This is a genomic window from Nocardia sp. CC213A (genome assembly GCF_030766805.1).
In the GTDB taxonomy this organism is placed as follows: Bacteria; Actinomycetota; Actinomycetes; order Mycobacteriales; family Mycobacteriaceae; genus Nocardia; species Nocardia otitidiscaviarum.
Genome location: NZ_JASFXA010000002.1, coordinates 280006 through 303975, shown reverse-complemented (window position 1 = coordinate 303975; position 23970 = coordinate 280006). Strand labels below are relative to the sequence as shown.

Genomic DNA, 23970 nt, shown 5'->3' with positions numbered 1-23970 from the left:
CTAGACGGAACAGCAGCTGAAAAGACCGTGCAAGATCATAGCTTGCAGGTGACCCGGATCACGTCAGCGCGATGTCGCGGAGCGTTGTCTCCCATTCTCGGTGCCGCCGCGGGCGGTCACGGCGGCGGGGTGAGCACCCTGTCGATCACGTAGACGGTGGCGTCAGCCGTTCGGAAACCACCACGCAGCACCGTCGCGCCGTTGACTTCGAGACCGTGCGTACCTCGCGTGACAGTCAATTCGCGGCCCGCGAGGGTGGGATAGCTGCCCTCGTCCATTTCGGGCGGCAGGCCGATCGGAACCGTGTGATAGGCGATCATCCTCAGCAGGGCGGCGCGGTCGGCGCGCAACCATCTCGTCGTCCCCGCATCGAGCGCGCGGAACGCGCCCGCCACCGGCATGAAGACGGTGAAACTCGGGTCGGCACGAGCATGGCCGTGCGGTAGCCGGTCGGGGGTCCGATATTCCGTTCGAACCTGTCCCGTCCCCGCCACCACGACGGCCACGGCCGCGGCGATCAGCGTCGACCGCCGCCACCGGGATACGGGCAGCGCCGATCGCGACCGCCGTTGATCACTAGCCGCGCCCATCACCCCCCATGGCCGCGATCAGACTGTTCGGACGCATATCGGTCCAGTGCAGCTCCACGTAATCGAGGCAGTCGCGGCGGCCGCCCTCGTGGACGACCTGCCATCCCTCGGGGATCGGCGCGAAGTCGGGCCACAGCGAGTACTGCCCTTCGGCGTTGCGCAGCACCGAGAACTCGCCCTCGTCGTTGTCGAACGGATTGGTGTCGCTCATCGTGCATTCCCTTCTGTCGGTACTTCTTCCGTCGCTGCATCGTTCAGATGACTCCGCACTACCGGACCGATCTCGCCCAGTGCCGGGGGCGAGCCCATATCGACGTGCGACCATGCGGTGACGTGCTCGTCGACCGCACCGCGCACCACCCGCCGCCACGGGGCGGCACCACCGGCCGGGGCCGGGGCCCGGGTGGGCTCCGCGGGCGGAACCGGTTCGGTGGCCGTGAAGTACAGCAGGTCGCCGTCGTAGACGCCGGGGCGATACCGGTGGCCCATGGCCGTCCCCGCCAGGTACCCCGCGTACATCCGCTCCACCCGCTCGGGATCGATGGAGCCGAGCGGGCCCTGCCGTTCGCGCAGCAGTCGCGCGGCATGCTGCGGAGTGATGTGCCGCGTCGCCAGGCTCTCGTCCCCCAGTAGCGCGGCCAGCAGTTCGCCCGCACTGGGATCGGTGGGTTCGGGCGCGTCGGCCAGCACCCGGCTGTCGAGCAGGGCGAGCACACCCACCTGTGCACCCGCCGCGCGGAGCTGCACCGCCATCTCATAGGCGATCAATCCGCCCAGTGACCAGCCGAGCAGGTGATAGGGGCCGTGCGGACGCACCGCGCGCAGTTCACGGATATAGCGTTGGGCCAGTTCTTCGATGGAGTCGATGCCGACGCCGTCCTCGGTGAGATGCGGCAGTTGCAGGCCGTACACCGGCCGCTCCGGTTCGATGTGCGGCAGCAGGGCCGCATAGTTCCAGGCCACGCCGCTGACCGAATGGACGCAGAACAGCGGCGGCAGCGTGCCGCGCGCTCGCAACGGCAGCAGTGGATCCAGCGCGGCCGCGACGGCGTCGACAGCACCGCCCCGGTCGGCGACATATGCGGCGATCCCGGCCGGTGTGGGATCCAGGAAGAGGGCCTGCATGGGAATCCGCGCACCATGGGTGTCCCCGAGCTCCGCCACCAGCCGAGTGGCGAGCAGGGAGTTGCCGCCCAGTTCGAAGAAGTTGTCGTCGGCTCCCACCGTGTCCGACCCCAGGACGGTGGCGAAGGCGGCGCACACCCGAGCTTCCAGTGGGCTGCCCGGCTCACGATAACCGGCGCTCGCGAGGAGCACCGGTTCCGGCAGCGCCGCACGGTCGATCTTGCCCGCGGGCGTCCGCGGCAGCTCCGCCAGCACCGTGATGGCCTGCGGCACCATGTATCCCGGCACCTTGGCGGCGACATGGCGGCGCAGCTCCGCCGCCGTCGGGTGGGTGCCGGGCGCACAACCCACATAGGAGGCCAGGATCGTCGTGCCGCCCGGCAGGCCGTAGCCGATGGTAATGACGGCGGCTACCTCCGGATGGGTGGCGAGGACGGCGTCGATCTCACCGAACTCGATACGGAAGCCGCGAATCTTCACCTGATGATCGGTACGACCGAGATACTCGAGTTCCCAACGGCCCTCGAGCCGCAGCCAACGCACCAGATCACCGGTGCGGTACATGCGGGTGCCGGGCGCTCCGAACGGATCGGCGACGAATCGCGCCGCCGTCAGTCCGGGTCGCCGGTGATAGCCGCGTGCCAGAGCGTTTCCGGCCAGGTACAGCTCCCCCGGCACGCCGATCGGCACCGGATGCAACCGGTCGTCCAGCACCACGACGGCGAACCCCCGCAGCGGCCCTCCGATCGTGATCGGCGCACCGGGCAGCAGCGGGGCGCTCACGGTCGCCGCCACGGTGGCCTCCGATGGCCCGTAGGCGTTCAGCATGGTGCGGCGGGACGCGGCGGTGTCGTCCGCCCACCGCCGCACCAGTTCCGGATCGGTGCGGTCCCCGCCGACCATGACGAACCGAAGCTGGTCAAGACCCGTGGCGTCGACGGTGGACAGCGCTGCCGGCGTGCTGAAAGCGTGCGTTATCGCGTTGGTGCGCAACAACTCTCGCAGCTCGTCACCACCGTATACCGAGGGATCGGCGAGGACCAGCGTCGCGGCCGAGCCGAGTGCGAGCAACACCTCCAGGATGGCGGCGTCGAAACTGGGGGAGGCGAAGTGCAGTACCCGTGATTCGGCGGTCACCCCGCCGCGTGCGGCCAACTCGGCGGTGAAGTCGGCGATACCCGCGTGCGTCACACACACGCCCTTGGGCACGCCGGTCGATCCGGAGGTGTAGACCAGATACGCGGGGTGGTCGAGCCGCGGCCAACCGCCGGGCTCGGCGACTCGCACCGGCGCATCCGAATACGTCCGCACCTCGGCCGCGAAGCCGGGGTCGTCGAGCACCAGCCACCGGATCCCGTCAGGCAGGGCGTCGCGACAGTGGGCGACGGTGAGGCCGATCCGCGCGTCCGCGTCCGACACCATGTGCCGGATGCGCTCGGCCGGGTAGGACGGATCGACGGGCACGAAGGCGGCTCCGGTCTTGATCACCGCCACCATGGCCCGCACCGATTCGACGGATCGTGGGATACCCAGCGCCACATATGATTCCGGGCCGATGCCGAGTTCCAGCAGTACCCGGGCCAGCCGGTTGGTGGCACGGTCGAGTTGGTCGTAGCTCATCTGGATCTCGTGATCGCGGACCGCGACGGTGTCGGCACCCGCGGCAACGGCGGCGGCGAAGAGCGCCGGGAACGACGCCGCACCGGTCGACGCCGCACCGCGCACGGGTGCGAGCGCACGCCGCTCCCGTGCGTCGAGCAGATCCACGTCCCCGACCAGGGTGTCGGGTTGTGCGACAACGGCGGCCAGGATTCGCCGGAACCGCTCACACAGCTCGCGAACGGTGTCGCGGTCGAAAAGGTCCTCGGCGTAGGTGACGCACAGCTCGATGCCGCCCGGACCGCCCCCGTCCGTTCGCGTCTCCGTGAGGGTGAACTGGAGGTCGAATTTCGCCACCTCGACGCCGGGGTCTTCGGCGACGACGCTCAGCCCGTCCAGCCGCGGTGCGCCCGGCACCGTGCTGTGCACCGACAGCATCACCTGGAACAGCGGGTGGTACGCGGCGGACCGGGTCGGCGCCAGCGCCTCCACCAGACGTTCGAAGGGTATGTCGGCGTGCGCGAAGGCATCCAGATCGGTTTCACGCACCGTGCGCAGCAGATCGGCGAAGGATCGGTCGGGCGGCACCGCCGTGCGTAGCACGAGCGTGCCCACGAACATCCCGACCAGAGGCTCGAGCCTCGGATCGACGCGACCGCCGATGGGCGTGCCCACCGAGATGTCGGTGACACCGGCGAGGCGGCTCAACAGCACCGCCGTGACGGCGTGCAGCACCATGAAAACGCTGACGCCGCTGCGATGCGCCAGATCGGTCAGGGCATCGTGCAATTCCGCGTCGATCCGAGCGGCCACGGACGCGCCTCGGTGCGAGGGTACGGCCGGGCGTGGCCGATCACTCGGCAACGCCAGGCATTCCGCCGCACCGGCCAGTCGCTCGGACCAGTAGGCCAACTGGCGTGCGGCCGGGCTCTCCGGATCCTGCTCGCTGCCCAGCGTCTCGTGCTGCCACAGACTGAAGTCGGCGTATTGCACCGGCAGCGGCGGCCATTCGGGTGCGCTGCCCACGCTGCGGGCCGCGTAGGCGGCGGTCAGATCCGCCGCCAGCGGTCCGACCGAGCCGCCGTCGGCGGCAATGTGGTGCAGGACCAGCACCAGCACATGTTCGACTGCCGTGAGCCGCAGCAACCGCGCGCGAATCGGTATCTCCCGGCTGATGTCGAATCCGTCGGCAGCACAGCGGCGGACGTGGTCGGACACCTCGTCGTCGGTGCTGTCGACGATCGGAACCGGGAGCGTGGCGTCGGGAACCGGCACCTGATGCGGTCCCTGCGCGTCCGCCGGGAACACCGTGTGCAACACCTCGTGGCGCGCCACCACATCGGCCACCGCCCGGCACAGCGCCGTCTCGTCCAACGACCCCCGTAGCCGCAGCACCAGCGGCACGTTGTACGCCCCGGAGCCGGTGTCGAAGCGGTTGAGCAGCCACAGCCGCTGCTGCGCCGGCGACAGCGGCACCCGGGCCGGGCGGGTCCGCGCCACCAGTTCGGGACCGCGGCCACCGCTGTCGGCGCGATCGAGCACTGCTCCCAACCCGGCCGGAGTGGGATTCTCGAATACCGCACGCACCTCGAGACGGCAGCCGGAGGACGCCGCGATCCGCGCCACCAGCTGGGTGGCCGACAGCGAGTTGCCGCCCAGCTCGAAGAAGTTGTGCTCGGCCAGAACTCGCTCCTGCCCGATCACCTCGGCCATCGCGGCGGCCACCACCCGCTCGCCGTCGGTGCGTGGCTCGCGCCCGCCGTCGGACCTCGTCCAGCTCGGTTCAGGCAGCGCCCGCCGGTCCAGTTTTCCGTTGGGCGACAACGGTATCGAGTCCAGCACCAGGAACAGGGCGGGCACCATGTGTGCCGGGAGCCGTACTGCGGCCGCAGCACGGAGGGCACCGGTGTCGAGGGTCCGATCGTCCAGCGCGACCACGTAGCACACCAGCTGCGCCCGACCCGCGGCATCGTAGCGAATATCCGTGTGCGCGAATCGGACTCCCTCGCAGCCCGCGACGACCGCGGTGATCTCGCCGAGTTCGATTCGGAAGCCGCGCACCTTGACCTGATCATCGGCGCGGCCGACGAAGACGAGTTCGCCGTCGGCGTTCCAGCGCACCAGGTCACCGGTGCGGTACATACGCGCACCGGGACCCCCGGACGGGTCCGCGACGAATCGTTCGGCGGTCAGCACCGGTCGGCGGTGATAGCCGCGCGCCACACCGATGCCGCCGACATAGAGTTCCCCGACCACGCCCAGCGGCACCGGGCGCATCCGCCCGTCCAGCACCATCGCGGTCACACCGCGGATCGGACGACCCAGGGCGATCGGCCGCTCGGGGTGCATCGGCGCGGAGAAGGTGGTGGCGATGGTCGCCTCGGAGGGCCCGTAGCCGTTCACCATGGCCCGGCCACCTCCCCACTGCTCCACCAGCTCCCGGTCGAACGCCTCGCCACCGACCACCAGGGTGCGCAGCCGAGGCAGCGGCCAGCGCTCGGTGTCGATGGTCGCCAGGACGGCCGGCGTGATCACGGCGTGGGTCACCGCCCGGGTCTCGAGCAGTTCGGCCAGCGCGTCGCCGCCGTAGACGTCGGTCCCGGCGATGACCATGGTCGCGCCCGCGCACCAGGCGAGCAGCAGTTCCAGCACGGACACGTCGAAGCTGGGCGAGGCCAGGTGCAGGGTGCGCGAGCCGCGGTCCACGCCGAAGCGAACCCGCTGCACCTCGGCGCAGTTGAACAGGCCGCGGTGGGTCACGGCCACGCCCTTGGGCAGTCCGGTCGAACCCGACGTGTAGATCACGTACGCGATCTCGTCGAGACGCAGCGGTCCCCTGCGTTCCCCCTCGTCGATCGCGCCGCCCGGCCACTCCGACGCGGTGTCGACCGGCAGCCACTCCACTCCGAGATCCCCGGGCAACGCGGCCCGGTCCGCATCGACGGTGAGGCCGCAGCGCACCGCGGAATCGGTCAGCATGTGCCGGATACGGTCCACCGGATGGCGCACGTCCACGGGCAGGAAGGCCGCGCCGGTCTTGGCGACGGCCAACGCCGCGACGACGGACTCCACCGAGCGCGCCAGGCCCAGCGCCACGACGTCGCCGGGTCCGACACCGGCCGCGATGAGCCTACGGGCCAACCGGTTCGACCAGGTGTCGAGCTCACCGTAGCTCACCGTGCGGGCATCCGCGACGAGCGCCGGATGGGTGGTGTCCACGGCGCGGGCGAACAGTTCGGGCAGGACGATCGGCGACGCGGCGGGCGCGCCGCGACCGGGTGCGAGCACCGAACGCTCCCAGGCGCTGAGCAGATCGATATCGCCGACCGGGGCGTGTGGATCGTCGAGCACACCCTCGAGCAACCGGACGAAGCGGCGGCTCAGGCGGTCCGCCGTGGTGGCGTCGAACAGATCGGTGGCGTAGGTGAGGTTCAACTCGATGCCGTCCGGATCCCCGTGTGGTGTCCGCGTTTCGGTGCAGGTGAATTGGAGATCGCACTTCGCCAGGCCCGGATCGACGGGCAGGCCCGAGACCTCCAGTTCCGGCAGCCGCACCGTGGGCACGCCCACGTTCGTGAGCGACAGACTCACCTGGAACAGCGGATGATGTGCGGTCGAGCGAACCGGGTTGAGCAGCTCCACCAGTCGTTCGAAGGGCAGGTCGGCGTGGGCGAAGGCGTCGAGATCGGTATCGCGTACGGCCGCCAGCACCGTGGGGAAATCGGCCGCGCCGTCGATCCGGGTGCGCAGGACCAGCGTGCCCACGAACATGCCGATCAGATCGTCGAGCGCCGCGTCGCCGCGACCGGACACGGCCGTGCCGATCGCGATATCGCCGGTGCCACCGGTCCGGGCCATCAGCACCGCCAGCACCGCGTGCAACACCATGAAGACACTCGCATCGTGCGCCCGGGCGATATCGGTGACGCGGGCGTGCAGCCGCGCGTCCACCCGCACCGACGTCGTGGCACCGCGGTGGGTGGCCACCGCCGGACGCGGACGGTCGGCGGGCAACTCCAGGCATTCGGGCAGCTCGGCCAGATGCTCGGTCCAGTACCGCACCTGCGCCGCCGCGATGCTGTCCGGATCGTCCTCGCTGCCCAGCGCTTCCCGTTGCCACAGGCTGTAATCCGCGTACTGCACCGGCAGCGACGACCACTCGGGGGTACGGTCGGCGCGGCGCGCCTCGTACGCCGCCACCAGGTCGGCGGCCAGCGGGGTCAGCGACCACCCGTCCGCGGCGATGTGATGGACCACGAGCACCAGCGCGTGGTCGTCGCGGCCGATTCGGAGCAGCGCGGCCCGCAGCGGCGGTGCCGCACTCAGATCGAATCCGGTGCGCGCCACCTCGATCGCGTCGTCGACCATCGTGCGCGCGCTGGAGACGACGCGCACGAACGGAATCGGGGTGTCCGGCGGCAGGATCACCTGATGCGGTCCCTCGGCATCCTCCGGGAAGATGGTGCGCAGTATCTCGTGACGGGCGGCCACATCGGCGACGGCATGCCGCAGCGCGTCGATATCCAGACGCCCGCGCAGGCGCAGACCAACCGGAATGTTGTAGGCCCCGGAACCGGGCTCGAATCGGTTGAGGAACCACAGACGCAGTTGCGCCGAGGACAGCGGCACCCGTGCGGGCCGCGGTCGGGCCACCAGCGCCGGGCGGACCGGATGCGGATCGGATGCCGAATCATCCAGCAGCGCGGCCAGTTCCGCGGGTGTCGGATGGTCGAACACCGCACGCACCGCGAGCTGCCGACCACCGGCTGCCGCGAGGCGCGCGACCAGCTGGGTCGCCGAGAGCGAGTTGCCGCCGAGGTCGAAGAAGCCCTGATCGGCACCGATATCGGAGCGACCGAGCACCTCGCCCATCACCCCGACCACCACCCGTTCGGTGGGAGTGCGCGGAGCGCGGCCGGGCGTCGCGACCGGCCACACCGGTTCCGGCAGCGCACGGCGGTCCAGTTTTCCGTTGGGCGACAGCGGAACCGCGGGCAACGAGACGAACGACGCCGGAACCATGTGCGCGGGCAACCGCCGCGCCACCGCTTCCCGCAGGTATGTCGTATCGGCGTCGGTATCGCCATTCTCCGGCACGACGAAGCACACGATGGCCGGTGCACCGGCGGGATCTGGGCGTACTTCGGTGTGTGCGAAGCGGATTCCGTCGACCTGCGCCACCACCGCGCTGATCTCTCCCGGTTCGATGCGGAAGCCCCGGATCTTCACCTGATCGTCGCCGCGGCCCAGGAACAGCAGCTCGCCGTTCTCCGTCCACCGCACCACGTCGCCGGTGCGGTACATCCGCTCCCCCGGCAGCGTGGCGTAGGGGTTCGCCACGAAGCGCTGCGCGGTGAGCCCTGGGCGCAGCTGGTAACCGCGGGCCAGACCGTCACCGGCAATGTACAGATCCCCGGCGACTCCCGGAGGGAGCGGCCGCAATCGCCGGTCCAGCACCACCACGGCGGTGCCGCGGATCGGGCGGCCCAGTACCACGGGGGCCGACTCCGACAGCGGGTCCGAGATGGCGCTCATAATGGTGGTCTCGGTCGGCCCGTACCCGTTGTGCAGCGCCCGTCCCGGAGCCCAGCGAGCCACCAGGTCGGCGCCGACGGCTTCACCACCCACCACCAGGCGGCGCAGGGCGGGCAACGGCCAGCGGTCGGCGTCGATGCTGGCCAGTGCCGCCGGTGTGACGAAAGCGTGCGTGACCTGTTCGCGGTCGAGCAGGGCCGCCAGCTCGTCGCCGCCGTACACCTCGGGCGGGACGATCACCATGGTCGCCCCGGCACACCAGGCGAGTAGCAGTTCGAGCACGGCGGCATCGAAGCTGGGCGACGCGAAGTGCAGTGTGCGACTGTCGGATTCCACGCCGTAGCGGGTGCGCTGCTCCAGGGCGAATCCGGCGAGACCACGATGGGTCACCGCCACGCCCTTCGGGCGGCCGGTCGAGCCGGAGGTGTAGATGAGATATGCGACGTCGTCGATACCCGGTGATCGCTCCCGGTCCGCGTCCGAGACGGCCTCGGCCGATTCGACGCCCTCCAGCTCGGCCAGGGGCAGCCAGGTGACGTCCGTCGGCAGCCGCGTATCCGTCGCGGCGGCGGTCACGCCCAGACGCGCACCGGAATCGGCGAGCATATGGCTGATGCGATCGGCGGGATAGCGGACGTCGACGGGCAGGAACGCCGCACCCGTCTTGGCGACCGCGACCGTCGCGAGCACCGATGCCGCCGAGCGGGGCAGGGCGAGGGCGACGGTGTCGCCCGGGCCGACACCGTGGGTGATCAGCGCCCGCGCCACCCGATTCGACCGTTCGTCCAGCTCGCCGTAGGTCGGTTCGCCGTCCGCCGCGACGACCGCGACGCGGCCCCGTTCGGTGGCGGCCGCGGCGAACAGCTCCGGCAGGGTGGCCGCCACCGGCCCGGCCGGACCCCGCGCCGGAACCAGGGAGGCGCGCTCCGGCACCGACAGCAGATCCAGATCGCCGACCGGTTTGCGCGGTCGCCTGCTGACCTGGGCCAGCAGCCGCAGGAATCGGCCCGCCAGCCGCTCGGCGGTGTCGGCGTCGAAGATGTCGGTGGCGTAGGTCAACCGAATATCGATGCCGTCCGGATCGCCCTGGGCGGTATGGGTTTCGGTGAAGGTGAATTGCAGATCGAACTTCGCGGTGTCGAGCGCGATCTCCTCGATCGTCACCTCTATCTCGTCCAACCGCGGTACCGCCGGGAGCGAGTCGTGGACCGACAGCATCACCTGAAACAGCGGATGGTGTGCGGTGGATCGCACCGGGTCGAGCTCTTCGACCAATCGCTCGAACGGAATGTCGCTGTGCGCGAAGGCGTCCAGATCGCGATCGCGCACCGCCGCCAACAGATCGGTGAAGACCGTAGCGCGGTCGACCGGGGTGCGCAGGGCCAGGGTGCCCGCGAACATGCCGATCAGCGGGTGCAGCCGGGCATCGGCCCGACCGGAGATCGGCGTGCCGACCACCACGTCGTCGGTGCCCGCCAGGCGGGCCAGCAGTACCGCCAACACGGTGTGCAGCACCATGAACAGGCTCGCGTCGTGATCGCGGGCGACCCGCAACAGCGCGGTGTGCGCGGCGCCGTCCAGTCGTGCCGTGACCGCCGCGCCGTGATGGTTCCGCACGGCCGGACGCGGCCGGTCTGCGGGCAGCTCGAGGCATTCGGCCAGCCCCGACAGCGTGTCGCGCCAGTAGCGCAGCTGCCGGGCGGCGACGCTGTCCCCGTCCTCCTCATCACCCAGCAGCGCCCGCTGCCAGATGCTGAAATCCGCGTATTGCACCGCCAATTCGGGCCATGTCGGTGCGTGACCGTTCCGCCGGGCCTCGTAGGCCACGGCCAGATCACCCGCCAGCGGCGCGATCGAGCCGCCGTCGGCGGCGATGTGGTGCACGACCACCACCAGCAGCCGATCGTCGTCGACCCGCAGCAGCTCGGCGCGCAGCGGTAACTCGGTGACCAGGTCGAATCCCGTGACCGCCAGCGCGCGCAGCCGCGCCGCCAGATCGTCGGCGGCGCAGTCGAGCACGGGCAGCGGGAACTCCAGCCCGTCCGCGGCCAGCACCACCTGATGTGGTCCGGTCGCGTCCTGCGGAAACACCGTACGCAGCGCCTCGTGCCGAACCACCACATCGCGCAGTGCCGCACGCAGTGCGTCCACGTCGACCGGACCGTGCAGCCGCAGCGCCATGGGGATGTTGTAGGCGCCGGAATCGGTGTCGAATCGGTTGAGGAACCACAGCCGCTGCTGGGCCGGGGACAACGGCACCCGATCCGGTCGGGGCCCGCGTTCCAACCGCGGCAGCGCGGTGTCGCCCCGCGTCAACCGCTCGTCGACGAGCTGAGCCAGGCGTTCCGGGGTGGGATGCTCGAAGACCGCGCGTACGCCGAGTTGCCGGCCGGTCGCGGTGGCGAGCCGCGCGACCAGTCGGGTCGCCGTGAGCGAGGTGCCGCCGAGTTCGAAGAAGTCCTGGTCGGCGCAGACGCGCTCGTGGCCGGTGATCTCGGCCATGGCCGACGCCACCAGAATCTCGCTGGGAGTTTCGGGCTCGCGTCCACCCGCGACCGCCTCCCAGTCGGGCTCGGGCAGGGCACGCCGATCCAGTTTTCCGCTGGGCGAGAGCGGCACCTCGGCGAGCGGAACCACGGCGGCGGGCACCATATAGCCGGGCAGCCGAGCCGCGGCCTGGGTACGCACCCCTCGCACATCCACCGGCTCCGTCGTGGTGACATAGGTGACCAGCCGAGGCGTACCGGCTCGGTCGTGACGAACCTCGGTATGGGCGAACCCGATTCCCGCGATCGCCGCCACCACGGAGCTGATCTCACCGAGTTCGATGCGGAAACCGCGAATCTTCACCTGGTCGTCGCCCCGGCCCACGAAGACCAGATCCCCCGCGGTGGTCCACCGCACCACGTCGCCCGTGCGGTACATCCGCTCCCCCGGGCGCGCGGCGAACGGATTCGCCACGAAACGCTCCGCGGTGAGCGCCGGGCGCTCCAGGTAGCCGCGCGCCAGGCCCGCACCCGCCACGTACAGCTCCCCCGCCACACCGACCGGCACCGGTCGCAGCCGGGTGTCCAGCACGGCGACCGCGACACCGCGGATGGGACGGCCGAGCACGACCGGCTCATCGGTCGGCAGGGCCGACGAGATCACCGGTGCCACTGTGGCTTCCGAGGGCCCGTAGGCGTTGAACATGGCGCGGTGCGCCGCCCAGCGGGACACCAGGTCGGCGCCCACCGCCTCGCCGCCGACAATGAGACAGCGCAGTGCGGGCAGACGCCAGCGGGCCGCGTCGATGCTCGCCAGCGCCGCGGGGGTGATGAACGCGTGCGTCACCGCCTGGTTTTTGAGCAGCGTCGCCAGTTCGTCGCCGCCGTAGCTGTCGGCGGGAGCCACCACCATGGTCGCGCCGGCGCACCACGCCAGCAACAGTTCCAGCACTGAGGCGTCGAAGCTGGGCGATGCGAAATGCAGGGTGCGACTCGTGGATTCGACGCCGTAGCGGGCGCGCTGCTCCAGGGCGAATCCGGCCAGTCCGCGATGCGGCACGGCCACGCCCTTGGGCACGCCGGTCGAGCCCGAGGTGTAGATGACATAGGCGATGTCGTCGACGTGCACGCCGCCCAGCCGATCAGAATCCGTGACGGGGGCCGATGATTCGGACTCCGCGATGATGTCGGCGGGCAGCCAGGAGATCGCGGGTTCGGTGGGCAACCGGTCCCGATCCGCCGCGGTCGTCACCCCCAGCCGCGCCCCGGAGTCGGTGAGCATGTGCTGGATTCGCTCGGCCGGGTGCCGCACGTCGACTGGAAGATAGGCCGCGCCGGTCTTGGCGACCGCCACGGTGGCCACCACCGACTCGACCGATCGCGCCATACCCAGCGCGACCACCGCGCCCGGACCCGCGCCATGCGCGATGAGTATGCGCGCCAGCCGATTCGACCACTCGTCGAGCTCCCGATACGTCAGCGTGCGGTCCGCGCAGACCAGAGCCACTCGATCCGGGTCGGCCGCAGCCAGGGCGAAGAGCTCCGGCAGGGTGAGCACGATATCCGACACCGGGCCGGACACCGGGGACAGGGCGCGTGCCTCCTCCACGGTGAGGATGTCCAGCACGCCCACCGTCACATCCGGATCGGCGATGACGGCGTCGAGTACGCGCAGCAGGCGACGGCCGAGCCCGGCCGCGGTAGTCTCGTCGAACAGATCGGTGGCATAGGTCAGGCACAGTTCCAGCCCGCCGTCGGCATCGGCACCGAAGGCGAATTGCAGATCGAACTTGGCCACGGTCGGCTGGACCCGCAGCACCGAGACGTCGAGTCCGGGCAGCCGGGGCGCGGCGGGCACGAAATCGTCCAGCGACAGGCTCACCTGGAACAACGGGTGGTAGGCGGTGGAGCGCATCGGATTCAGGGCCTCCACCAGCTGCTCGAACGGCAGGTCGGCGTGGGCAAAGGCCTCCAGGTCGGTCTCGCGTACCGTCCGCAGCAGCTCGTGGAAGGCCCGGTCGCACTCCACCGCCGTGCGCAGCACCAGGGTGCCGACGAACGCACCGACCAGCCCCTCGAGTTCGGGTTCGGTACGACCGGCGACCGCGGTGCCGATGGCGATATCGGAGCCGCCGCCGAGGCGGGACAGCAGCAGCGCGACGGCCGCGTGCAGCACCATGAATTCGGTGACATCGTGGGCGCGCGCGAAATCACGCAGCCGCGTGCCGGTTTCGGCGGCCGCGGACAACCGCACCGCCGCGCCGCGATGGGACGCCACCGCCGGACGCGGGCGATCGGTCGGCAACTCCAGGCAGTCCGGCAGCCCGGCCAACCGCGAGCGCCAGTACCGCAGCTGACGACCGGCCACGCTGTCCGGATCGTGTTCATCACCGAGCAGCTCGGCCTGCCACACCGCGAAATCGCGGAACTGCACGGGCAGCGGCGGCCACTCCGGGGCTTGTCCGGCCCGGCGCGCCGCGTAGGCCGTCAGGAGGTCGGTCAGGAGTGGAGCCAGCGACCAACCGTCCATGGCGATGTGGTGAATGGTGAGCGCGAGGGTGAAGTCGGCGTCTCCGCTGCGCATCAGCTCGGCCCGCAGCGGCAGCTCGGTGGTGAGGTCGAAACCGGGCTCGGCGAAGGCCTCCACATCGTATTCGACCTCGAGCGGCGACACCTCCATGCGGGTCAACGGCATCGGCACGTCGTGGGCGGGAATCACCACCTGGTGCGGTCCGTGCTCGTCCTGCGGATAGAGCGTGCGCAGAATCTCGTGCCGAGTGATCACATCTAGCAGCGCCGCCCGCAGCGCCGCCTCGTCCAGCGGGCCGCGCAGTCGCAGCGCCGCCGGGATGTTGTACACGCCCGAGTCGGTGTCGAGCTGATTGAGGAACCACAGCCGCTGCTGTGCCGAGGACAGCGGAACGCGGGCGAGCGCGGTACCCGGACGCAGCCGCGGGCGGAGCGACACCGCCTCGTCCACGGCGCCGTCCAGGATGCGGGCCAGTCCTTCGGGGGTCGGATGGTCGAACACCTCGCGTACGGCGAGCCGGTGCCCGTGCGCGGCGGCGATCCGGGAAACCAGCAGCGTGGCCGACAATGAATCGCCGCCGAGGTCGAAGAAGCCGTGATCGGCGCAGACCATCTCCCGGCCGAGGATGCGCGCCATCTCCGCGGCCACCAGCTCCTCGGCCGGGGTCGCGGGTGCGCGCCCGCGGTCCTCGGCCTCCCATGCCGGTTCCGGCAGCGCGCGGCGGTCCAGTTTGCCGCTGGGCGACAGCGGCACCGAGGCCAGGGGGACTATCGCCGAGGGCACCATGTGGGCGGGCAGACGGGCCGCGGCGTGCGCACGCACCGCCCGCGGGTCCACCGCATCGGCTCCCTCGCCGAGTACGTAGCAGACGATCCGCGCCCGACCACCGTCGTCCGCGCGAAGCTCGGTGTGCGCGAAGCGAACTCCCGCACATCCCGTGACGACGGCGTTGATCTCGCCGAGTTCCACGCGGAATCCACGCAACTTCACCTGATCGTCGGCGCGGCCGACGAACACCAGTTCGCCGCCCGCGCTCCAGCGCACCAGGTCACCGGTGCGGTACATCCGTTCGCCGGGACCGCCGTAGGGGTCGGCCACGAAACGGGTCGCCGTCACCTCGACACGACCCCGATAGCCGCGTGCCAGTCCCGCACCGCTGAGGTACAGCTCGCCGACGACCCCGAGCGGGACCGGGCGCAGGCGGCGATCGAGTACGGCCAGCCCGGCACCACGGATCGGGCCGCCGAGGACGATCCGCTCCCCGGGTACGAGCGCGGCGGAGACGACCGCGGCGATGGTGGACTCGGACGGCCCGTAGGCGTTGAACATGGTTCGGTCCCGCCCCCAGCGCCGCACCAGTTCGGCACTGACGGCTTCGCCGCCGACGATGAGACAGCGCAGACCGAGCAGTGGCCAGCGCTGTGCATCGACGGTGGCGAGTGCACCGGGCGTCAGGAAGGCGTGGCTGATCCGTTCTCGCTCCAGCAGTTCGGCGAGTTCTTCACCGCCGTACAGCTCGGGCGGCGCGATCACCACGGTCGCGCCCGCCCCCCAGGCCAACAACAGCTCGAGCACCGAGGCGTCGAAGCTCGGCGAGGCGAAATGCAGTGTTCGGGACTCGGATTCGACGCCGAACCGCTCGGCCATGGTGCGGGTGAAATTCGCCAGCCCGGTGTGTGTGACCGCGACGCCCTTGGGTGTACCGGTCGACCCGGAGGTGTAGATCAGATAGGCCGTATGCGAAATGTGCTGTGGGGCCGTCCGATCCGCGTCCGTAATCGGGTCGTCCGAACGGCGTGCCAGGTCGCCGGTCACCGCCGCGTCGTCGAGGACCAGCCAATCGACCGCGCCGTCGGGGAGTTCCCCGCGGTGCCCGGCGACGGTAAGTCCCACCCGGACATCCGAGTCGGTGAGCATGTGCCGCTTGCGCGGCATCGGGTAGTTCGGGTCGACCGGCAGGAACGCCGCGCCCGTCTTGGTCACCGCCACCAGGGCGTACACGGACTCTATGGAGCGGGACAGAGCAAGCGCGACAGTGCTTTCCGGTCCGACACCGGAGGCGATGAGGAGCCGGGCGAGTCGGTTCGAGATCCGGTCCAGCTCACCGTAGCTCAGCTCCCGCTCACCGGCTCGGACGCCGGGGCGGGCCGGGTCGATGGCGGCCGCGGCGGTGAAGATCTCGGCCAGCGTCCGCACCGGCGCGGCCGCCGCGCCGAGTACCGGTGTGAGGGCGTGGGTTTCCTCGGCGGTGAGCAGCGGCAGCTCCCCTACAGGCAGTTCCGGTTCGATCGCCGCGACGGTGAGCAGCCGGATGAAACGCTCGACGAGGCGACGTGCGGTCTCGGGGGCGAACAGATCCGTGGCGTAGGTCAACTCGAGATCGATGCCCGCCGGGTCGCCTGTGGCGGTATGCCTTTCGACGAGGGTGAACTGAAGATCCCACCGGGCGGCTGCGATGTCGAGTGCGGTCGCGGTCGCACGCAACCCCGGCAGTTCCACCGTGTCGGCCACCGCGCTGTGTACGGACAGCATCACCTGGAACAGCGGGTGATGCGCCGCCGACCGGACCGGGGCCAGTGCCTCGACCAGCCGCTCGAACGGCAGCTCGGCATGGGCGAAGGCGTCCAGATCCGTATCGCGCACGGTGTCCAGCAGTGCGGCGAACGGCGCGGCGGTGTCCACGGGCGTGCGCAGCACCAGGGTGCCCACGAACATGCCGATCAGGTCGTCGAGGCGGGGATCGGTGCGCCCCGCCACCGGTGTGCCGACGGCCACGTCGTCGGTGGCGGCGAGCCGAGCCAGCAGCGCGGCCAGGGCCGCGTGCAGCACCATGAAGACGCTCACACTCCGACTACGTGCCATCGCCGCCACCTCGGCATGCGTGTGCGCCTCGAGCCGGGTGCGGACCGTCGCCCCGCGCTGGGACGCCACCGGCGGCCGCGGCCGGTCGGTGGGCAGGTCCAGGCATTCGGGCAGCTCCGCGAGGCGTGCCCGCCAATGGGCGAGCTGACGCGCGGCCAGGCTGTCGGGATCGTCCGGTTCGCCCAGCGAATCCTGCTGCCACACCGTGTAATCCGCGTACTGGATCGGTAGTGGCGGCCAGTGCGGCGCGACACCGGAGAGCCGTGCGCGGTAGGCCACCACCAGATCCGCGGCCAGCGGCGTCAGCGACCAGCCGTCGGCGGCGATGTGGTGCACGACGACCACGAGCAGGTGCTCCTCCGGCGCGAGACGCAGCAGGCCCACGCGTATCGGCGTCTCGGCCGTCAGATCGAATCCGGCCGCGGCGAATTCGCGTGCGTCGGCGTCGGCGGTGTCGGGGGTGGACGCGATCCGCGCGACGGGCACCGCGGCGATCGGCCGCACCACCTGGTGCGGTCCCTCGGCATCCTCCGGGAACACCGTTCGCAGTACCTCGTGGCGAGCAACCACATCGGTAACGGCGGATTCCAGCGCAGGGTCCGTCAACCGGCCCGACAACCGCAGGCCGACGGCGATGTTGTACACACCCGATGCGGCGTCCAGTCGGTTCAGGAACCACAGCCGTCGCTGCGCCGACGACAGCGGAATCCGACCCGGCCGCTGCCCCGCCGTCAGGGCCGGGCGGCCGCCGCTGCCCGCGGCCGTCTCCAACCGTGCGGCCAGCCGCGCCACCGTCGGCGCGTCGAACAGCGCCCTGACCTCGACCGCCGTCTCGAGCGATCGGCTCAGGCGGGCAGCGACCTTCGTCGCGAGCAGGGAGTTGCCGCCGCGGGCGAAGAAATCGTCGTCCAGACCGATTCGCTCCACCCCGAGCACCTCGGCGAAGACCGCCGCCACCAGCCGCTCCGCCCGGCTCAGCGGTGCGCGGTAGCGAGCGGGGGCGAAGACCGGGTCCGGCAGCGCCGCGCGGTCCACCTTGCCGGTGGCGGTCACCGGCAGCGCGTCCAGCACCACGAGCGCCGCGGGCACCATGTAGGCGGGCAGCACGGCGGCCAGGCGGGCCCGCACGGTCTCGGGGTCCGGGGTGTGGCCCGGTGCGGGTGCGAGGTAGGCGACCAGCCGGTCACCGCCGTCGGCATCCGGACGGGTGACGACGACCGTGGCGGCGATGCCCTCCTGAGCGAGCAGCGCGGCCTCGATATCGCCCAGCTCGATCCGGAACCCCCGGATCTTGACCTGAAAGTCGGTGCGCCCGTGGTACTCCAGCTCTCCGGTCGTGGTCCAGGCCGCGAGATCGCCGGTGCGATACATGCGTTCGCCCGGGGCGGCGAACAGGTCGGGCACGAATCGTTCCGCGGTCAGCGCCCCCGCTCCGACATAGCCGTGCGCCAGCTGCACACCCGCGAGATAGAGTTCACCCACCACGCCGGGCGGAACGGGCCGCAGCCGTGCGTCCAGCACGTAAGCCCGGGTATTCCATTCCGGGCGGCCGATCGCGACCGTCGCGGTATCGCCGTCGTCCACCCGATGCGCGGTCACCGAGACCGCGGCCTCGGTGGGGCCGTACAGATTCCACAACTGGACGTGTGGATTGACCCGACGGAAGCGCTGTGCCGTCGCCGCGGGCAGTGTCTCACCGATGGCGAGCACCAGCCGCGTCGTGGCGGGCAGGTCGGCGGGCGATCCCGCCAGCAGCGCGGTCAGCAGAGACGGCACCAGATGCAATACCGACACTCGCTGTGCGTCGATGAGGGTGCGCAGATACGCCGGATCGCGATGGCCGTCCGGGGCGGCGATCACGGTGCGACCGCCGACCAGGGCCGCCGAATACAGCTCCCACACCGACAGGTCGAAGGTCGCGGCGGTCTTCAACAACACTGTGTCATCGCTGTCGAGGCCGAATGTGGCTTGTTTCCAGAGCAATTGGTTCACCACCGCGCGATGGGGCACCGCGACGCCCTTCGGGCGACCGGTGGACCCCGAGGTGAACACGATGTAGGCGGTGTGCTCCGGTCGCAACGGGGAACGCCGCTCCCCGTCGAGCACCGGGTAGGGCGGCAGAGCGGACAGGTCCAGGGCATCGATCGCCACCACCGGCACGGTGGTCGACGGCAACCCGGCGCTGTCGGCGACGGTGCTCAGCAGCACATGTGGTCCGGCGCCGCGCAGGATCCGATCGAGGCGTTCCGCGGGTTGGTCCGGGTCGATCGGAATGTACGCGCCCCCGGCCGTCAGCACCGCGTACACGCCGACCATCAGCTCCGTGGAGCGGCGCACCGCCAGCGCCACCCGCGTTTCCGGGCCCACCCCCAGTGAGATCAGGTGACGCGCGAGGCGATTCACCCTCGCCGAGAACTCCCGGTAGGTCAGGGTCAGGGGTTCGCCCGTGCCGTGATCCGCCACCAGAGCCACGGCGGCCGGTGTCCGCGCGGCTTGCGCGGCGAAGAGCGAGGCCAGCGTCTGGCGGTCCGGCACCGCATGATCGGTGGCGTTCCACTCGCGCAGGATTCGCGTCGCCTCGACGGTGCCCAGCAGATCCAGATCACCGACCGGCAGGTGCGGACGGGCGACGGCGTCGGTGAGGACGCGCGTGAAGCGCGTCGCGAGATCGGCGACCGTCGTCTCGTCGAAAAGGTCGGTGGCATAGACGATGTGCCCGGCGATCCCGGTCGGCGATCCGGTGTCGTCGTAGTGGTCGGTGAGCACCAATTGCAGATCGAACTGCGCGACACCGGTCTCGATCGCCGATCCGGACACGGTCAGGCCGGGCAGGTCGACCGTCACGGCACCCAGGTTCTGGAAAGAGAAGCCGATCTGCACCAGCGGATGCCGGGCGGTGGAGCGGACCGGATTCAATTCCTCCACCAGCCGCTCGAACGGCAGCCGCGCATGCGCGAAGGCGGCCAGGTCGGCGGTTCGCTGCCGGGACAGCAGCGCCCGGAAGGACTCGCCCGGATCCAGCCGGGCGCGGAATACCACCGTATTGACGAACATGCCGATCAGAGCGTCCAACTCCCGTTCGCCGCGCCCCGCCACCGGTGTGCCCACCGCGATGTCGTCGCCGCCGGACATGCGGGCCAACAGCACCGAGAACGCCGCGTGCACGACCATGAACGGTGTGGCATCGGTGTCGCGGGCCAGTCGCAGCAGTTCCGTATGGACAGCGGCATCGATCGTGACGGCAACCTTGGCGCCCCGGAACGACTGCACGGCCGGGCGCGGCCGGTCGTACGGCAGCGACAGTTCGTCGGGGAGGTCGGCCAGCTGATCGCGCCAGTAGGCGAGCTCGGCCGCGGCCGCGCTGTCGGGGTCGGTCGCGTCGCCGAGTGCCTCGCTCTGCCACACGCTGTAGTCGGCGTACTGGACCGGCAGCGGGGACCAGTCCGGGCCGTGACCGGACAGCCGGGCGGTGTACGCCGTGGAGAGGTCGGCGAGCAGCGGCGCCAGCGACCAGCCATCGGCGGCGATATGGTGGATGACGACGACAAGAACGTGCTCATGCGCTGCGACGCGCAGTAGTTCGATGCGTAGTCCCGGCTCCACGGTCAGGTCGAAACCGACGCGGGCGATGGCGCGCAGGCACTCGTCCGATTCCTCGGCGCGAACGTCGCGCACGTCGAGGCGCGGGGTGACAGCCTCCGGGGGCAGGATCAACTGCCGCGGACCGTCCGGGCCATCCGGGTATACGGTGCGCAGCGGCTCGTGACGAGCGACGAGATCGGCGACGGCCGCCCGCAGCGCGTCGCTGTCCAGCTCACCGCACATACGCACGGCGAACGGGATGTTGTAGGTGTGGGCGCGCTGGTCGAATCGGTTGATGAACCACAGGCGCTGCTGTGCCGGGGACAGCGGAATGCGCGCGGGACGCGGCCGGACCGCCAGCCGCGTGTCCCGGCCGTCGGGGTGCAGCGCCGCGACCCGCTCGGCCAGCGCGGCCACCGTGGACTCCTCGAGCACCAGGCGGATCGGCACGGTGACACCGAGCTCCGCGCCCAGGCGCGCGGCCACCCGGGTGGCGCTCAGGGAATTGCCGCCCAGGGCGAAGAAGCCGTCGTCCAGGCCGACCCGCTCCACCTCGAGCACCTCGGCCAGCACCGCCGCGGTGGCTCGCTCCGCCCGGCTGACCGGGGCGCGATAGGCCACCGTCACCGCGACCGGCTCGGGCAGCGCCCGGCGATCCAGCTTTCCGTTGGCCGTCAGCGGAAGGGCATCGAGCGGCACGAACGCCGCGGGCACCATGTAGTCCGGGAGCCGTCGTGCCAGATCTGTGCGCAGCTCCGGGAGATCCAGCGCCACGGTAGATTCGGGTACCAGATAGGCCACGATCCGCGGATTGTCGGTCTCGTCGTGTCGCAGGATCACCGCCGCCTGGCGCACCCGGCTGTCGGCCACCAGCGCCGCCTCGATCTCACCGAGTTCGATGCGGAAACCGCGCACCTTCACCTGTTCGTCCGCCCGGCCCAGATACTCGAGTTCGCCGGCGGCGGTCCACCGCCCGAGGTCGCCCGATCGGTAGAGCCGGGTACCGGGCGGCCCGAACGGATCGGCGACGAACCGAGCGGCGGTCAGCCCCGGCTGGCCGAGGTACCCGCGTGCGAGCTGGCCGCCGCAGACATGGATCTCCCCGGCGACGCCGAGCGGCACCGGCCGTAGCCGCTTGTCCAGCAGCAGGATTCCCAATCCCGGCAGTGCCCGGCCGATGCCGCCGCCGGATGCCGCGACGTCACGGTCGAGCGCACGGTGTGTGACGTGCACCGTGGTCTCGGTGATGCCGTACATGTCGACCAGCCGCGGCGCGGTGTCGTCGTGGCGGCGGTACCAGTCGGCGAGCCGGCGCACGTCCAGCGCCTCACCGCCGAAGACGATGTAGCGCAGCGATAGTGGTGCTGCGTCGGGATCGGAGTCGGTTCGTTCGACATCGGCGAGCTGGTGGAAGGCCGACGGCGTTTGATTGAGCACGGTGACCCGCTCGCGGCGCAGCAGAGCCAGGAAGGTCGCCGGGGATCGCGACGTCTGGTAGTCGACCACGACCAGGGTGCCGCCGGTGAGCAGCGGCCCCCACAGTTCCCAGACCGAGAAGTCGAAGGCATAGGAGTGGAACAGCGTCCATACGTCGTCGGGCCCGAACCCGAAGGCGGGCGCGGTGTTCCGAAACAGGGTCACCACATTGGCGTGCGGGATCTGCACGCCCTTCGGGCGACCGGTCGAGCCCGAGGTGTAGATGACGTAGGCGATGTGCTGCGGGGCCAGGATGGCCGGCCGCTCGGCGGCCGTGATCGGCGCACCGTCGGTCTCGGCCGCGTTCCAGCGCTCCAGATCGACGACCGGAAGCTCCGGAGGCAGTGTCAGGGGCGCGGTTCCGGCGGTGACGACGCAGGTCGGACGGGCATCGGAGAGCATGTAGGCGATGCGGTCGGCCGGATAGTCGGGGTCGACCGGCAGGTAGCCACCGCCCGCTTTGATCACGGCCAGCAGCGCGACGACCAGCTCGGGCGAGCGGGGCAGTGCGACGGCGACCAGCGCCTCCGGACCGACGCCCCGCCGAATGAGCTCGCGTGCCAGGCGATTCACCCGATCGTCCAATTCCCGATAGGTCAGGGTGCGGCCGTCGCCGCGCACCGCCACGGCCGTGCCGTGCGCGGCGACGGCGGCGTCGAAGAGGTCGGCGAGGGTGGCGGTGGGAGCGAAGCCGCCGTCGGCGGCGACCGCCGGCGTCAACGCCCAGTCCCGCAGCACCAGCTGTCGCTCGGCGGCCCCCAGCACCGACAGCTCCGACACCCGGGTCGGCGGTGCGGCACTGAGGAAATCGGCGAGAAAGGCCAGGAAGCGCCCATGGTGCGCGCGCAGTTCGTCGACGGTGTAGCGCGCCGGGTTGCCGATGAAGTCGATATGCAGCTCGCCGTCTCCGGAGCCGTTGTAGATGTTGACCGACAGATCCTCCACCGGGCCGGTCGACAGCAGATGCATGGTCGCGGCCGCGTTTCCGAAGCGAATGCCGTTGTGGAACAGCATGATATTGACCACCGGCCCGAGGAACCCACGGTCCGTACCGGCCGCGCCCCGGTCGCGGGCCATATCCTCGTGCCGATACCGCTGGTGCCGCAGCGCGTCACGAATGCCGGGATCGACCCGCCCCACGAGATCCTCGATCGAGTGGTCGCCGGTGACCTCGAAGTGCAGTGGAACCACATTCGATACGTAGCCCGCCGACATCCGCAGTCCGGCGGTGGTGCGCGCGGTGACCGGCAGGCTCAGGGTGACCTCCTGACGGCCGGTGACGGCGGCCAGATACGCGACCACCCCGGCCGTCAACAATGCCGGGCGCGAAGCTCCGAAGCGCGAACGTACCGCCGCGAGTTCGGCGGTCGCGGCCGGGTCGAGCAGGCCGCCCTCGATCAACCGTTCGGCCCCCACCGGACCGTGGCGGTCGCTGAGGCTGAATTCGGAACCGATGGCGGCCAAACGTTCGCTCCAGAACTGCCGGTCCCGTTCGAACTGCTCGGAGTCCCGGTAGTCGCGTTCGGATTCGTAGATCGAATACAGGTCCCTGGCCACCACCGGGCTCGCGGCGGTGCCGCCGATCAGCGCGGTGTAGTGTTCGGCGATCCGCGCGACCAGCAGCATCGCGCCGTAGCCGTCGATGGCGATGTGGTGCATCTTGGCGTACCACAGGTATTCGTCGTCCCCTACCCGCAGCGCGGCGGTTTCGAACAGCCGATCACCCAGGACCGGGATCGGAACGGCCGCGTCCCGTCGCATCCAGGACATCGCCGCCGCGCGTGGGTCGGCACAGGATCGGAAGTCGTGCGGTATCACCTCGATCGGGCTGTCGGGACCGACCAGCTGCCGCGGTTCCCCCGCCACCTCCACAATGCGCAGCCGCAGGCTCTGCAAATCGGCAGCACACAGCCGCATGGCCCGACCGAGAACGGATGCGTCGAATTCGCCGTGGATTTCGACGTACTGGGCAACGGTCAAGGGCACCTGCGGAGCAATGTGCTGCGCGTTCCAGATCCCGATCTGAGCCTCTGACAAGGGGAAAGAGAATTCGGTGTTCGATGCGTCACGACCTGCGGGCTCCGAGGCCAAGGCGGTCATCAAAACACTCCAATCGCCGATAAAAACCGTGGACTATCTCCGGACATGGCAGCAACTTCCCTGCAACGAGCTAGACAGGAAGTCG

Annotated in this window: 3 protein-coding genes; all 3 read right to left on the bottom strand. The window is 70.5% G+C overall.

What is annotated here, in order from left to right; translation table 11 throughout:
* Positions 1 to 116 precede the first annotated feature (116 nt).
* The 3 genes from QJS31_RS04645 to QJS31_RS04635 are packed head-to-tail and all read right to left on the bottom strand — an operon-like array spanning position 117 to position 23885.
* Positions 117 to 590 carry a fasciclin domain-containing protein gene (locus QJS31_RS04645; protein WP_282778976.1) on the bottom strand — a complete coding sequence of 158 codons (474 nt, stop codon included), beginning with the start codon at positions 588 to 590 and terminating at the stop codon, positions 117 to 119.
* Complete coding sequence (locus QJS31_RS04640; RefSeq protein WP_195144059.1) at positions 577 to 801, bottom strand: MbtH family protein; 225 nt, start codon at positions 799 to 801, stop codon at positions 577 to 579. Before QJS31_RS04640 ends, QJS31_RS04645 begins: the two co-directional genes overlap by 14 nt.
* Entirely contained in the window at positions 798 to 23885 is a 23088-nt protein-coding gene (locus tag QJS31_RS04635; RefSeq protein WP_306355998.1) for a non-ribosomal peptide synthetase, read from the bottom strand. The genes QJS31_RS04640 and QJS31_RS04635 overlap by 4 nt, the downstream gene beginning before the upstream one ends.
* Positions 23886 to 23970: the final 85 nt, after the last annotated feature.

Coding starts and splice junctions, on each gene's coding strand:
- QJS31_RS04635 (WP_306355998.1), bottom strand. CDS start 23,885: ATGACCGCCTTGGCCTCGGAGCCCGCAGGTCGTGACGCATCGAACACC.
- QJS31_RS04640 (WP_195144059.1), bottom strand. CDS start 801: ATGAGCGACACCAATCCGTTCGACAACGACGAGGGCGAGTTCTCGGTG.
- QJS31_RS04645 (WP_282778976.1), bottom strand. CDS start 590: ATGGGCGCGGCTAGTGATCAACGGCGGTCGCGATCGGCGCTGCCCGTA.